Genomic DNA, 13,420 nt, shown 5'->3' with positions numbered 1-13,420 from the left:
ACTTTATCGAACGCTTCCGATGAGGTTGGGATATACGCAGAGGGGCGTATCGTCTGCTGGCATTCGTGCTGCCCGTATCCAGTGCTGGTGGTAGCTGATGGTTCCCGCAAGCAGACACCGATTCGTGGCGGCCCGATGTGCGCCTCGGTTCTTGTCGCCGTCTCACGCTAGGGTCTGTCCCATGTCGTGCGCGCCAGCCTTCCGGACTCTTGACCTCTTTGCCGGAGCTGGGGGTCTTTCCGCAGGTCTGCACGCTGCCAGCACGCGCTTTGAGCCAGTCACCGCAGTTGAGATGGATATAGCTGCAGCTGCGACATACGCCACCAACTTCCGCACGCACGTCTATGCCGGCAAGATCGAGGACTGGCTAATCGAGGAAGACGTACCTGAAGTCGACGTGGTGGTCGGCGGACCGCCCTGCCAGGGGTTTTCATCCCTGGGGCGGCAAGACGCCGCAGATGCACGAAACAAGTTGTGGTCGCACTATGCCGAAGCGGTCCGTCGTGCGAAGCCTAAGTACTTCATCATGGAGAACGTCCCCCAGTTCATGAAGTCTCCCGAGATGGGCCTCTTCAGTCGTAGCACGGAGGCCGGCGGAAAATTGCAGGATTACACCTTCGACGTCGACGTCTTGAACTCTGCGCATTTCGGCGCCGCCCAAGTACGCAAGCGAACCATCGTTATCGGATGGCATCGTGACCTCGCCAAGCCCGGGACGCCCAAACGAACGCATGTCGACACCCCCGTGACCGTGCGAGAGGCCCTCGACGGCGTGGTGCCGACCGTCCGTGATACCGAGCTTCCTGAATCCTTCGTCGAGTTCAATGGGAAGCAACTACCCGGAGCCTTCAAGTCATCCCAGCTTCACCTCACTCGACGGTACGAGGAGATTTCGTTGAAGAGGTTTGGCTACATCCCGTCTGGGGGAAACCGTTTCGACATCCCGGATGCGCTACTGGCGAACTGCTGGCGCAACCACAAAACCGGCTCCGCAGACGTCATGGGCCGACTGAATTGGGATCGACCTTCGGTCACGATTCGCACCGAGTTCTTCAAGCCGGAAAAGGGGCGCTATCTCCATCCGTCGGAGAATCGGGCGATCACGCACTATGAAGCGGCGCGAATCCAAGGCTTTCCGGAGGATCATCAGTGGGTCGGCTCCAAGACTGCAATCGCTAGACAAATCGGCAATGCTGTACCCATTCCACTCGGACGTGCAATTGGAGAGGTCCTCGCACACGAGCTTGATTCATGATCGTGTCAGCTATGACACGTGGCTGATGATTCAGTCCGGAGGTGTGCCCGTCGCCGAATCCACAGCCTTTGCTCCTGGCCAGCATGGCCTCGGGGTGGAGAACATGTAGAGCAGTGGAGCGTGAGCCGTCTGCTCGGACGTCGTCCTGTTCTGCTTCGCCGATCGATCAGGGGGATTGGTCAATCAATGCGCGGAGCGCATCCCTTGTCTGCTCGTCCGTCGAGTAGATGACGGTGCCGACCATGCCGCGGGTCAGCAGGACCTTGTAGACGTTGCGGACCAGCTTGTCGAAGCGGACGTCGCTGATCTTCTTCGAGTTCTTGAAGTCGGGATCTCGGTTGGCCGCGCGAACGGTGGTGAAGCGTCCGCCGCGCCACACCAGGTCAGGTCCGAGGATGACGCCGTTCCAGTCGTACTCGAAGCCCTGCGCCGTGTAGACGCAGCCGACCTGATCGAACCCGCCGTCCTCGGTGGCCCAGAGCGGCGCCGGGGGCACATCGCCGATACGCCTGTCGCTCTTGCTGTTCCACGGACGTGCCCAGTCGCCGATCGCGACGTCGGGGACGAGGGTACCGTCCTTCCGAGCATCGCTCCACGGCCAGCAGTAGCCGGCGGTGATGCGTGCCCCGTAGCCGCGTTCGATCTGCTGGGTCAGCAGGTGCTCGAGCTCCTGCGGGGTATCGGCGACACGGACCGCGAACTGCGGATCGTCCTTCCACTTGTACGGGTCGCCTTCGACGAGGCCCAGCAGCCGCTTGACCCACAGCACGTACTCTTCGCTGCCGCCGCACCGGAACTGTTCGCCGAGATGCACGTGCTGGACGTCGAGTCCGAGTGACCGGGCGTGCTGTTGAATCTGCTCGAGCGAGCCCATCTCGCCTGGCCGCACGATCTGGTGTTCGTCGAGCAGGAACACCGGCACGCGGGCGGCGGCGATCAACTCGTCGATCTGCGGCCGATCGGTGCGGAGCTCGGCCTTGGTGTACCGGTCGACCGAGGTCTCGCGGATGCGGTGTGCTTCGTCCAGCACCAGCACGTCGAGACCGTTCCGTTCCGCCGCCATGAACTGGTTGAAATACTTGAACATCTTCTGCACCCGTGGCGCTCGGTAGCCGGCGACTTTGCGGAGCGTCTGGGTGAAGGAGCGGGAGCCAGTGGCGTGCAGCACGGTTCGGCCCCTGCGGGCGAGCTCGCCGACGAGGGACAGGGCGATAACGCTCTTGCCGCTGCCGGGGCCGCCGGTGACGACCACGATCCGCTTGCTGTCGGCAGAACGTGCTTGCTCGACCGAATGGAGGACGAGGTCGACAGCCAGCTGCTGGTTCCCGAGCAGGTGGAACTGGGGACGGTCCCGGACCTCGGCCGCGGCAACCTTCAGCAGCTGCTGCGACGGCGCAACCGCGGACCGCATCAAGGTGTCCCCGGCGGAGTGGCCGGCGGAGTCGTGGGACAGGCGCGACTGGAGGAACGCGAACATGTCCGCGCGGTCGGCGCCTGTGAACAGGCGACCGGTGACACCAGTCGGGAAGCTACGAAGGTCGGACACCATGGATGGATCCGTGGCGTTGTGGAGGTATGCCATGCCTGCCAGCGCATCCGGCTGATTCTCGATCGCTCTCGCGAAGTCGGCGAGGTAGTCGCAGTAGCCCTTCACCTGGGCGACGGGGTGCAGCTTCGGTCCGCCGGGCATGCCGGGAACCTCGACGAGCTCGGGGCTGCCCTCGAAACGGTAGGCCGACGACCACTGCTTGAGCTCGACGACCACGTACGACGGTGCGCCGGTGTTGGGGTGGACCCCGGCGAGCACCACGTCGGCGCGCTGCGACGTCAATGGCAGGTGATATTCGATGAGCATCTCGACGTCGCCGAGACCAGCATCGACGAGATCTCGAGCGAAGACGGGGAGGCTGCGGCCCCATGACTTCTGCTCGGCCTCGCTCGCTCGTCGTCCAGTGGTGAACAGCATCTGCTCCAGTAGTTGCTCGACCAGTGAGTCAGGGTGAGCGATGCCGGCGACGCGTTTCGCCGACGTACGAAGCAAGGTCACAGTGGGGTCCCCCGGGCAGCACGAATCCAGTCGTGCGGGTGGGGGCATGTCCGTGGCTGTGAATCACAGCGGAAGTCCGTCGGGCCGCGAGTAGCAGAATATCGGACACTGCCGACAGCGCACGGTCGCGGTCACCTTGCAGCAAGCAGTTCTAGGACGTCGAAGAGCTGATCCGGTGCCCACGGGGCGGGGGTGTGGTTGGCCTTCGCGCCTGCCCACGTCCACCAGCGCCAGTCGTCCCGCCCGTCGCGTGCGATGACGAATGCGCCCGCGGTGACATGGTCGGCGCGTTGCAGCCACACTTCGTTGAGTGTCGCCACGGCTCGGCGGGTGAGGGTCATCCCCCGCCGGCTGGGTGCCCAGCAGGACCTCAAGCACGCCATGGGTGATCTCGAACGACGCGCCGTCGGGGAGCGACATCCACTTTGCCCGTCCCTGGAGGTCGGTGTTCTCCACGAACACCTGGCGCCGTTTCCAGTAGATGTGGCCTCGTCGGTCAGACCGAGGAAGAGGCAGCCGTTCCGAAGCAATATCAGAATGGCGACAGGGAATGGGTGATCCGTTGGTCGAGCACGAGGCCGTAACACCGACGCTGCGACGATGAAGTGCGGCGTCGATGACTCATCCGGTGATCACAAGCCGTGGCGGGTGTGGGCACCGGATCTGGACTTGGCCCCAGTCACCTTCTGCTCGGTAGCGGTCCTCGCCTTCGACTGTGAGGCTGTCGATATTGCCGAGGTCCGGTTCACCGGTGGCGTCGGTGAACCGGTTCGGTGAGCGCGACAGCCACACAACCTCGGCTGCGTCGTCAAAGATCATGCGGGCTCGCGTGTAGCAGTACTGTTCGCCCGGCGCTGGCGGGCGAAAGCGCGGGTGTTCGGGCCTCAGCACTGCGTCGAGCGTGAACGAGAACTGGCGCGTTGTTTCCTCGATCGACAGGACGTAGCTGTCTTCGAGATACACCTCGACCAACTCGGGAAGATCTGCATAATGGCCTGTCATGCCAGCCCCTATCAGGACGATCTGGATCTGTCGGAACACGTTGGGAAACAGGTCAAGATCCGAACAAGGACATCGCCGCGAAGCTGTCGTGGGCCGCGAAATCCCAGGCAGCCTGGCGGAGGGCCGCAGTGACCGATCTCAAGGCCTCGATCAGGTGGTGCCCGCTGGCCTCGAGCGTGTCCACAACGGCCAGGAGAGTGTTGGAGGCAGCGCCGTCCCGGCTGCAGGTCGCTGCACGTGCTTCGAGTTCAACCGCACCGAGATCGTCGGACAGGTCGCTGGTGATGGATTGCAGCCAGTCGCTCAGTTCACGGCATCTCTCGTGCTCCGAACCGAACATGACCGTTTCACTCATGCTTCCCCCTTGAGTTCACCGCAATTCCCCTGCGTCAGAATAGCGTCGGCTCCGCCAGCGCCCCGCTGCGCGCTTCCTCCACGCGAGCGTTCCAGCGCTCCACCAGCCAGCGCTCGACGATCTCGGGAAACGTCTCGGCCGTCCGCGCCCAGTGCTGGATCAGCTCGAGGTAGCGGTCGTACCGCCGGCGAGTGAAGCTGCTGACCGCCGGATCCTCGAGCCAGCCCTGGTGGAGGAGGGTCGAGACGCCGTACTGGTCGAGAATCTGCGCGCGCATGCCGGAGACCTTGACGCCGACGGCCCAGAGGAACACCGTCGTCAGCGGGACCCCGACGTTCGGTAGCTCGGGCCATCCGGTGCCCGACGTGTAGTCATAGTTGGGGAGTCGCCTGTCGTGCACGAGTTGGTCGATGGTGGCCTTGACCGCGGCGTGCCGATGCACGTTCGGCGCGGTGAACCGGTTCGACACGTCCGGGAACCGTTTCGCCGCACGACGCTTCGGGTGGCCACTCCGCCACGCCGCGCACAGGTAGAGCAGGCCAAGACCCTTGTGGTCGGCGTCGACGAGCTCGCTCCCGAGGCGCAGGTCGTTGCGCAGCACCGTTGCCTTGCCGCCTTCGACGATCCGGCCGTCGAGGTCGCGCCCCTTGAGTCGGATCTCCTGCTCGTCGTCCTCGAGGTGCCGGTTCCACCAGTCCAGGTCGACGAGCGCGCCGTCATCGAGGATGTGGATGTCGTAAGTCCGGGACTTGCACCACAGCACGCAGTCCTCGGGCGGCTCAAACCCCTCGTCGAACGAATGCATGCCGCTCATGATGGCAGCGCGTGTCGCCAGGATCGGGGAGGCGCGGCGAGAATCCCGACGGTTACGACGCCTCGAACCGTGCCTCCACATCGGCGCTGATCGTGACGCGGTCGGGTTCGAGGACCAGTTCGGGGCCGGCACCGTCGAGGGAGGCTGCCATCGCCTTCATCGGCATCGCCGACCGCAGCATTCCGCCGCCAACCGGGGTCGGAGTGGTCGGCGGTCCCAGCATGCCGGGGTCGGCGATCGCGACGGCCTGAAACATGCTGAAACCCAGGCTCTCCGTGTACCCCTGCGCCTTCGCGAGCGCGTCGAGCACGGCGAGGTGCCGGACCTTCGCGACGCGCTTCGCCTCCGCCTTGCGGCTCATCCACCAGCGCAGGTGCTCGACGCTCACGGCCTCCACCTCCGTGACCCGATTGACGAACGCGCCGACGGCGCGGAAGTCGGTGAACGTGACCGTGATCGCCGCCGACGACTGGTACAGCCAGGGCCGCTTCTTGCCTTCCGGGTTGTAGGGCCGGTGCCGGTTGTGCTGCACCTGGTCCAGCGTCCACCGCTTGACGGGGCTGTTCTCGTGCTCGCGCAGCGCGGTGATCAGGTCGGTGACCGCGGTGATCGCCGTCTGGGCGGGCTCGGCCGCCGCCTCTCGGGTGGCGCCGTCCGCGTGCACCCGCAGCATCACCGTGCAGCGGTTCGGGACGAACTCGCGTTCGGCATGGCCGGTGACGGTGATGGTCACGGAGTGAGAGGTCATCAGCAAAGTGTGCCAGGCAGGCCGGACGTTCCGGTGTCGCTCGGGCGCGCGTCGCGCGGGTCCGGTGGCGCGGGGGAGTGAGTCCGCAGCCGGGGAAGCATCCCCGCCAGCGTGAGCCTCGCCGATTGCGTCGATTAGCGCAGAAATGATCTAATCAGGCTCGCAACGGAAAGGGACCGCAATGATCACCTTCTTGAACTCGACGGCATTCACCGCGTTCGGTGCACCGACCACGTGGGCTGAGGTCCTCGGTTTCGTCACCGGCGCGGTGTGCGTCTGGCTGGTGGCCCGGCAGTCGGCGTGGAACTGGCCCGTCGGCATCGCCAACAACCTGGTGTGGATCCTGCTGTTCGCCACCGCCGGCCTCTACGCGGACTCCGGCCTGCAGATCGTGTACATCGCTCTCGCCGTGTGGGGATGGTCGAACTGGGTGCGCGGAACGGACGGCGCGACGCTGCCGGTCACCGGAACCAACGCGCACGAATGGGCGTGCCTCGTGGCCGCGGGCGTCGCCGGAACCGCCGCGCTGACCGTCCTGCTGGACACCGCGACCTCCTCGACCGTCCCGTTCTGGGACGCCGTCACCACTGTGCTGTCACTGCTCGCCACCTGGGGGCAGGCGACCAAGCGCTGGGAGTCGTGGCTGCTGTGGATCGCCGCCGACCTGATCTACGTTCCGCTCTACCTGCACAAGGGCCTGACGCTGACCGCGATGCTGTACGCCGGCTTCCTGCTGCTCTGCGTGCGCGGCCTGATCGCATGGCGCCGCTCGCGCCTCATTGCAGAACCGGCTCTCGTGGAGGTGATCTGATGTACCGGCATGCCCTGGTGATCGGCAAGTTCTACCCACCGCACGTCGGACATCACCACCTGGTGCGCTCCGCTGCCGCGGTCGCGGACCGGGTCACCGTCCTCGTGATGGCGTCGGCGGCCGAGTCGATCCCGTTGGCGGACAGGGTGTCCTGGATGCGGGAGACCCACCGCGCCGACACCGGTGTCGCGGTCACCGGCGTCACCTGCGACGCGCCGATGGACCTCGAGTCGGAGACCGTGTGGGCGGCGCAGGTCGCCTGCATGCGGGCGGCGGTCCGCGCCGTCACCGCCGAACCGGTCGACGCCGTGGTCTCCAGTGAGAAGTACGGTGACGAACTCGCCGCTCGAATGGGTGCGACCCATGTGTGTGTCGACCCCGGGCGCGTCGCGCACCCCGTCTCCGGGACCGCGTGCCGCGCCGAACTCGCCGGTCACTGGGACGACCTCGCAGCCGCCACCCGCGCCGGGTTGACCACGCGGATCGTCTTCCTCGGCGCCGAATCCACCGGCACCACCACCGTCAGCCGCGCCGTCGCCCACCACTACCGCGACCGCGGCGGCGTGTGGGAGCGAACGCGGTGGGTGCCCGAGTATGGCAGGCAGGCGACTGTCGACAGGCTCGACGCCCTCCGTCGTCGTCGATCCGACGCCGAGATGGACGACATCGTCTGGACCGGAGCCGACTTCGCCGCCATTGCCGCCAGGCAGATGCAACTGGAGGAGCGGGCTGCACGGGCGGGTTCACCGGTGCTGATCTGCGACACCGACGCGTTCGCGACGACGGTGTGGGAGCGTCGCTACCTCGGCGCCGCGCACGGACATGCCGTCGAACCGGACCGCCGGGCGCTGTATCTGCTGACCGACCACGTGGGAGTCCCGTTCGTGCAGGACGGGATTCGCGACGGGGAACACCTGCGCGCCGACATGACCGGCTGGTTCGAGGACGCCCTCACCGGATCCGGGCGGTCGTGGGTGCTGCTCACCGGCACGCTGGAGAAGCGGGTGGCGCTGGCGGTGCGGGTGGTCGACCAGGCGCTGCGGCTGAGCTTCAGGTTCGCCGACCCGATGTGACCGACCGGATCCCACACGGGCTCACCGAATGTGGGATTCGGTCAGTCGGAATTACCGGATCCCACATTCGGTCAGAAGTAGGCGAGCGGTCAGCGCGTCCCGGCGGTGACGGGCAGCGACTCGTCGCGGCGCAGGGAGAAGAAGTAGGGGCGATCCGAACCGCGCAGGTCCATCCACCCGATGACGGTGTCGTCGTCGATCCGGCGGAACACGTCGTTGATCGGGTGTGCGTCGTAGATCATGGTGGCGGTGTCGACGCCGCGGAAGGCGGTGTTGCGCAGTCGCGCCTTCGGCTTCCGCGTCGCAACCAGCGGACGCGCAGTGGTGACGAGACGGGACAGATCCCGGCCCTCGAACGACGGGACCGCGCTGCTCATCAGCAGGTTGAACGGAACTCGCCGCGGATCCAGCGCCCACAGCGACGCACCGCCCGCGGACGGGAACAGCAGTGGGTGCACCGTCTCGGCGTCGACGAACTGCTTACCCCACCAGCCGCTGGCGTCCAGCATGCCGTCCATCTTGTTGCCGGTCCGCAGCTCCGCGCCCCGCCACGTCCCGATCATGAAATCCGGGGTGGCGGGGGCGGCGTCGTCGAAGACGGTACGTGCCTCGTCGACTGTTGCGCGCTGCTCGGCGATGATCCGTTCCGCTACCGACATGCTGTTGTCCTCCTGGCCGTAGTTAACGGCCATTCTCCACAGCGGTGGGGCTCGGCGGAAGGGATCGAGCGGTGGAAACTAGGCGACCAGGTCCTGGTACTCGGGGTTCTGCGCGACGAACTTCTCCACGTACGAGCACGAGGTGGCGATCTGCGCACCGTCGGCGCGGGTGGCGTCCAGCGCGGCGGCGACGAGCTTGCCGGCCAGGCCCTGACCGCGGAACGCGGGATCGGTGACGGTGTGGTCGAAGTCGCGGACGTTGCCGATCACCGTGTAGTCGGCGTGCCCGGCGACGGTGCCGTCGACGAGGATCTCGAAACGGTTCTGCTCCGGCTTGTGCTCGATGGTGTGCGCCACGGCCTGTGTCCCTTCGTCTGCGTGATTGCCCCGCACGTTACCGATGCGAAGCACTGCCCGGTCCAACCGCCCGGCAGGCGCCGCTATTCCGGTCGGGTGACCAGCCCCGCGCGGCCTCCACGTTTCCGTGCCCCGATCGTGGTGAACAGCGACGAGATGCGCTCGGCGCATCTCCAGGTCCATCAGCACGACCCGCGGTCGGTGCACGGCGACCGCAGCGGGGACCTGGTCGCCGTCGTCGACATCGGCGAAGCCGTTGACCTGCAGGGCGCCCGGGAACAGGGAGATGCGGCTCAGGCTTGTGGCGAGTGCATGTCAGCGACACCCCGCACCGGGAGCTGTCCCACCTGGGGGTGTCGTCGAGGGGTCGGCACGGTCGGGTGGGCTCGCGCGGCCGGGTGAAGCGAATACGACGAAAGCCCGTGCGGCACAGGGTGCGCACGGGCCTTCGGGGTGATCAGATCAGCTCAGGCCGAGCTCGCCGACGATCAGCACCAGGCTGTTGACGGTGTTGGTGATCGACTTGACGACGCCGGCGCCGACCAGGTCGGCGCTGCCGACGGGGATCATGACGAGAGTCTCGAGGGAACCCATGGAAATACCTCCGTGAAGTGGCAGGGCGCGACGGCGAGCCCTGCGAGTATGTGGCCCGACGTGGGGTCGTTCGGGCCGGGTGCCGCGACGTCAGAGCCGCGGCGAGCCGCTCAATCGATGGAGCGGCTCGGTGATCAGCTGCCGAAGACGCCGGACAGCACGCCGAGCAGGTGCTCGAGCGCCGACAGGGTCTCGCTCTGCTCCAGGAGGTCCGTGACCGATCCCATGATGTTCTCCTTCGCATGAAGAGCTACCGCTCACCGTGAATACGGTGAGCGGCAAGGCTTTCGGGGTGTTCTCGCGCGGGGTGCCCGGGAACTAAGGGCATGCTAACAGGTTGATCGTCCGGGTGGGGACGCCAGGTTTCGGGGTCGGTCAGGCCAGCAGCTCGCGGATGTCGTCCGCGGTAAGGCCGGTGGTGAACGCGCCGCCGTCGTCGACGACGGAGGAGAACAGTTCCGACTTGCGGGCCTTGAGCGCCATCACCTTCTCCTCGATGGTGTCCTTCGCGATCAGCCGGTACACCATCACGTTGCGGGTCTGCCCGATCCGGTGCGTGCGGTCCACGGCCTGCGCCTCGGTCGCCGGGTTCCACCACGGGTCCATCAGGAAGCAGTAGTCCGCCTCGGTGAGGTTGAGCCCGAACCCGCCCGCCTTCAGGCTGATCAGGAACACCGGGTCGTCCCCGTTCTTGAAGTCGTCGAGCACCTTCGCGCGGCCGCGGGTGCTGCCGTCCAGGTAGGCGTGGCCGATTCCCTCGGCGTCCAGCCGCTGGCGCACCCGGTCCAGGAAACTGGTGAACTGGCTGAACACCAGCGCCCGGTGCCCGCCGGCGACGACGTCCTCGAGCTGCTCGAGCAGCGCGTCCACCTTCGCCGACCCGACCGCACCGTGCCCGTCGTCCACCAGCGCCGGGTCCAGACTCAGCTGGCGCAGCACGGTCAGCGACCGCAGGATCGTGAACCGGTTGGAGTCGAGGTCCTCGACCAGGCCGAGGATCTTCTGCCGCTCCCGCTGCAGGCGGGTGTCGTAGAGCTGGCGGTGCCGCGGCGAGAGTTCCACCTCGAGCACCTGCTCCTGCTTGGCGGGCAGGTCCGCGGCGACCTGCTCCTTGGTGCGGCGCAACATCAACGGCCGGATCCGGCGGCGCAGCTGCGCGAGAAGGTCGGCGTCACCGTTCTTCTCGATCGGGGTGCGGTAGAACTCCTGGAACCTCGTCGGGTTGGGGAACAGCCCCGGCGCTGTGATCGACAGCAGCGACCACAGCTCCATCAGGGTGTTCTCCATCGGGGTGCCGGAGATCGCGACCTTGGTCGGCGCCTCGATCTGCCGCATCGCCTGATACGCCTTGGAACGATGGTTCTTGACGAACTGCGCCTCGTCGAGCAGCAGCATCGACCACGGCAGCGCCTGGTACTCGTCGGCGTCGAGGCGGGCCAGGGTGTACGAGGTCACGACGACGTCCGCGCCGTCGATCGACTCCGCCAGCGCCGCACCGCGTTTCATCGCCGTCTCCGACATCGCGACCACCCGCAGGTGCGGCGCGAACCGGGCCGCCTCCGACGCCCAGTTCGGGACCACCGACGTCGGGGCCACGATCAGCACCGGGTGGTCCGCCGGATTCTCCTGCCGCGCATGGCAGATCAGCGCCAGTGACTGCACCGTCTTGCCGAGGCCCATGTCGTCGGCGAGGATGCCGCCGAGCCGGTTCGACCACAGGAACGCCAGCCAGCGGAACCCGTCGAGCTGATACGGCCGCAGCGTCGCCCCGAGGGAGGCGGGCGGGTCCAGTTCGGCGGTCTCGGTCAGGTCCAGCAGCCCCTGCACCTGTTCGCGCCACCGCGCGGCCTGCCGCTCCACCACCCCGAGCGCCGCCAGCTCCTCCCACAGCCCGGCCTGGAACCGGCTCAGCCGCAACCGGTTCGGATCCTGGTCGTGCAGGTCGCGGGCCTCGGAGATCAGGGACTTGAGACGCTGCAGCTCCGGCTTGTCCAGCGACAGGTACGCACCGTCGGGCAGCAGCAGGTGCGAGTCGCCGGCGCTGAGCGCGGTGAAGACGTCCTTGAACGGCACCGGCCGGTCCTCGACACGGACGGTGATCGACAGGTCGAACCAGTCGCCGTCGTCGGTCGAGTCCGTGCCGACACCGATCTGCAGCGACTCGCCGGCGTCGCGGTACTCGGCGGGCGTGCCGACCACCCGCACCTCCACGTCGTCGCGGCCGCGCAGCAGCGGCAGCAGTTCACCGGTCAGCCGGGCGGTGTCGAGACCGTGCAGCGTCACCCTCGGGTGCGGGCGCCCGTCCGGACCGCCGCGCAGGCCGTAGTCCTCCAGCGGCGCGTCGAGGCCGGCGAACAGGGCGTGCTCGCGGTCGGCGTCCCGGTACGCGGCCCGGACCGTGCCGTCGAGCGGGAACAACCGCTCGGCCCGGTCGATGCGGTAGCGCAGCGACCAGGCCAGGTCGGCGCGGTGATCGGGGGAGTAGGTGACCTCGAGCACCAGGTCCGGGCCCTCCACCGTCGGTGGGGTGAACCCGTCCCCGGCGGAGCGGATCGTCGCCGCGCGCTGCAGCCGCGGGTAATACTCGGCGGCGAAGCGATCCGCGTCCTGCGGCGGCACCGTCACCGACCCGTTCCCGATCAGCAGGTCCTGCATCGCGCGCGGCGCATCACCGGAGAGCCTGGCCATCCGGAACGGCCACCGGTCCGGGTCCACGTCGCCGGCGTCCTCGGGCCGCAGGTACAGCACGCCGTGCGGGTCCGACCCGAAGAACCCCAGCACGACCACCGGCCGCTCCGAGTCCGTCGCGTGCACCGTCGGGGTGAGCTCCAGACCGCCGTCGGTGCGGTCCAGATCGACGACCAGCTCCGCCTCCGACGGCCGCGGCACCGCGCCCATGCCCTTGCGGGCGTAGAGGAATTCGATTCCCGCGCCGCGTATCTCGTCGAGCAGGGACCACAGGCGCGCCGGAGTGACCGACGTGAGGTCGATGTCCTTGTCGTTGCCGTACCCGTAGTAGCCGCGCCGGCCCACCTGGTACGTCGACCACAGCTCCGAGAGCAGCAGCAGGTGCCGCGGGTCGGCTCCCGGCTGGTGCCCGAGGCTCGACCACGTCATGTTGCCGTTCACCCAGCCGGTCTTGCCGGGACGGACCAGCCGAGCGCTGAGCCCCCACCGATCCGACCGCGGCCCGCGCAGCAGCGACAACTGCACACCCAACGGCATCGAGGCGGTCGGCTCGGTGTCGGCAGGCAGCGCCGCGTCGAGGACCGACTCCCAATTCGGCGGCGCCGTCACCGCGTCCGAGGCCGCCGACTCGACCAGCACCACCGTCAACGCCACCACGTGCTTGCAGTTCATCCGCACCGGACACGAGCACCGCCCGAACGTGAACTCCAGCTCCTCCCCGAACTGCTGGAAATGGGCGATCGCCTGGTACGACTCGGTGCCCTCGACCGTCCCGACGGCCATCAGGTCGTCCGCATGCCAGTCGATGCCCGCGACCGCCCCCGACCGCGCGTACCGGGAGCCGCGCTCGAACGCCGCCTGCCCCACCACCCGGGCCAACGAGGCGAGGGTGTACGCGGAATGGGCATCGGAGCTCATGAGTCGACGGTACCGGGGCGGCCTCGGGACACGGGTCGGCGCCGACGGACGGGCGAGGGCACGGAGCGTTCCCGGCGGCCGGGGTGCTGCGCCCCGCCG

The 13,420-nt window shown here is 67.4% G+C and carries 13 protein-coding genes; 3 read left to right on the top strand and 10 right to left on the bottom strand.

Annotated elements, in window-relative coordinates; all coding sequences use genetic code 11:
* Window positions 1–97: 97 nt before the first annotated feature.
* Complete coding sequence (locus ACWDU4_RS12435) at window positions 98–1,255, top strand: DNA cytosine methyltransferase (RefSeq protein WP_450114212.1); 1,158 nt, start codon at window positions 98–100, stop codon at window positions 1,253–1,255.
* A 166-nt stretch (window positions 1,256–1,421) separates the two neighbouring features.
* Here ACWDU4_RS12435 and ACWDU4_RS12430 read toward each other — a convergent pair whose 3' ends face one another.
* The 6 genes from ACWDU4_RS12430 to ACWDU4_RS12405 form a co-directional block, all read right to left on the bottom strand.
* On the bottom strand, window positions 1,422–3,302 hold the full coding sequence (locus ACWDU4_RS12430; protein ID WP_450114211.1) for a DNA/RNA helicase domain-containing protein: 1,881 nt from the start codon (window positions 3,300–3,302) through the stop codon (window positions 1,422–1,424).
* 131 nt (window positions 3,303–3,433) lie between these two features.
* Window positions 3,434–3,622: a hypothetical protein gene (locus ACWDU4_RS12425; RefSeq protein WP_450114210.1), complete on the bottom strand. Its 189-nt coding sequence runs from the start codon at window positions 3,620–3,622 to the stop codon at window positions 3,434–3,436.
* A gap of 301 nt (window positions 3,623–3,923) precedes the next feature.
* Window positions 3,924–4,304 (bottom strand): hypothetical protein, encoded by a 381-nt coding sequence (locus ACWDU4_RS12420; RefSeq protein ID WP_450114209.1) that lies wholly within the window; start codon window positions 4,302–4,304, stop codon window positions 3,924–3,926.
* 52 nt (window positions 4,305–4,356) lie between these two features.
* A complete protein-coding gene (locus ACWDU4_RS12415; RefSeq protein ID WP_450114208.1) occupies window positions 4,357–4,659 on the bottom strand; it encodes a hypothetical protein in 303 nt (100 codons plus the stop codon).
* Between the two features lie 34 nt (window positions 4,660–4,693).
* Entirely contained in the window at window positions 4,694–5,464 is a 771-nt protein-coding gene (locus ACWDU4_RS12410; RefSeq protein ID WP_450114207.1) for an 8-oxoguanine DNA glycosylase OGG fold protein, read from the bottom strand.
* Window positions 5,465–5,525: 61 nt separating this feature from the next.
* Entirely contained in the window at window positions 5,526–6,221 is a 696-nt protein-coding gene (locus ACWDU4_RS12405) for an SIMPL domain-containing protein (protein WP_450114206.1), read from the bottom strand.
* Window positions 6,222–6,402: 181 nt separating this feature from the next.
* On the opposite strand from ACWDU4_RS12405, the gene pnuC reads away from it, so the two are divergent.
* Both pnuC and ACWDU4_RS12395 read left to right on the top strand, forming a co-directional pair.
* Window positions 6,403–7,032 carry a nicotinamide riboside transporter PnuC gene (pnuC, locus tag ACWDU4_RS12400; RefSeq protein ID WP_450114205.1) on the top strand — a complete coding sequence of 210 codons (630 nt, stop codon included), beginning with the start codon at window positions 6,403–6,405 and terminating at the stop codon, window positions 7,030–7,032.
* The gene (locus tag ACWDU4_RS12395) at window positions 7,032–8,105 is read left to right on the top strand and encodes an AAA family ATPase (protein ID WP_450114204.1); all 1,074 of its coding nucleotides are present in this window, start codon (window positions 7,032–7,034) and stop codon (window positions 8,103–8,105) included. The genes pnuC and ACWDU4_RS12395 overlap by 1 nt, the downstream gene beginning before the upstream one ends.
* Before the next feature lie 89 nt (window positions 8,106–8,194).
* On the opposite strand, the gene ACWDU4_RS12390 is transcribed toward ACWDU4_RS12395, so the two are convergent.
* From ACWDU4_RS12390 to ACWDU4_RS12375, 4 genes are all read right to left on the bottom strand, one after another.
* Complete coding sequence (locus tag ACWDU4_RS12390) at window positions 8,195–8,764, bottom strand: DUF4334 domain-containing protein (protein ID WP_450114203.1); 570 nt, start codon at window positions 8,762–8,764, stop codon at window positions 8,195–8,197.
* Window positions 8,765–8,842: 78 nt separating this feature from the next.
* A complete protein-coding gene (locus ACWDU4_RS12385) occupies window positions 8,843–9,121 on the bottom strand; it encodes a GNAT family N-acetyltransferase (RefSeq protein ID WP_450114202.1) in 279 nt (92 codons plus the stop codon).
* A 462-nt stretch (window positions 9,122–9,583) separates the two neighbouring features.
* Complete coding sequence (locus ACWDU4_RS12380; protein WP_450114201.1) at window positions 9,584–9,715, bottom strand: hypothetical protein; 132 nt, start codon at window positions 9,713–9,715, stop codon at window positions 9,584–9,586.
* A gap of 375 nt (window positions 9,716–10,090) precedes the next feature.
* Entirely contained in the window at window positions 10,091–13,321 is a 3,231-nt protein-coding gene (locus ACWDU4_RS12375; protein WP_450114200.1) for a DEAD/DEAH box helicase, read from the bottom strand.
* Between the last annotated feature and the right edge of the window lie 99 nt (window positions 13,322–13,420).

It is taken from the genome of Rhodococcus sp. NPDC003348 (genome assembly GCF_053589375.1).
The sequence above is the reverse complement of the archived record's forward strand: the minus strand, read 5'-3'. Positions and strand labels throughout refer to the sequence as shown.

What these genes read in the sequence shown, in the direction of transcription:
- ACWDU4_RS12375 (WP_450114200.1), bottom strand. Translation starts at nt 13,321, where the DNA reads ATGAGCTCCGATGCCCATTCCGCGTACACCCTCGCCTCGTTGGCCCGG.
- ACWDU4_RS12405 (WP_450114206.1), bottom strand. Translation starts at nt 6,221, where the DNA reads ATGACCTCTCACTCCGTGACCATCACCGTCACCGGCCATGCCGAACGC.
- ACWDU4_RS12395 (WP_450114204.1), top strand. Translation starts at nt 7,032, where the DNA reads ATGTACCGGCATGCCCTGGTGATCGGCAAGTTCTACCCACCGCACGTC.
- ACWDU4_RS12435 (WP_450114212.1), top strand. Translation starts at nt 98, where the DNA reads ATGGTTCCCGCAAGCAGACACCGATTCGTGGCGGCCCGATGTGCGCCT.
- pnuC (WP_450114205.1), top strand. Translation starts at nt 6,403, where the DNA reads ATGATCACCTTCTTGAACTCGACGGCATTCACCGCGTTCGGTGCACCG.
- ACWDU4_RS12380 (WP_450114201.1), bottom strand. Translation starts at nt 9,715, where the DNA reads ATGGGTTCCCTCGAGACTCTCGTCATGATCCCCGTCGGCAGCGCCGAC.
- ACWDU4_RS12420 (WP_450114209.1), bottom strand. Translation starts at nt 4,304, where the DNA reads ATGACAGGCCATTATGCAGATCTTCCCGAGTTGGTCGAGGTGTATCTC.
- ACWDU4_RS12410 (WP_450114207.1), bottom strand. Translation starts at nt 5,464, where the DNA reads ATGCATTCGTTCGACGAGGGGTTTGAGCCGCCCGAGGACTGCGTGCTG.
- ACWDU4_RS12390 (WP_450114203.1), bottom strand. Translation starts at nt 8,764, where the DNA reads ATGTCGGTAGCGGAACGGATCATCGCCGAGCAGCGCGCAACAGTCGAC.
- ACWDU4_RS12415 (WP_450114208.1), bottom strand. Translation starts at nt 4,659, where the DNA reads ATGAGTGAAACGGTCATGTTCGGTTCGGAGCACGAGAGATGCCGTGAA.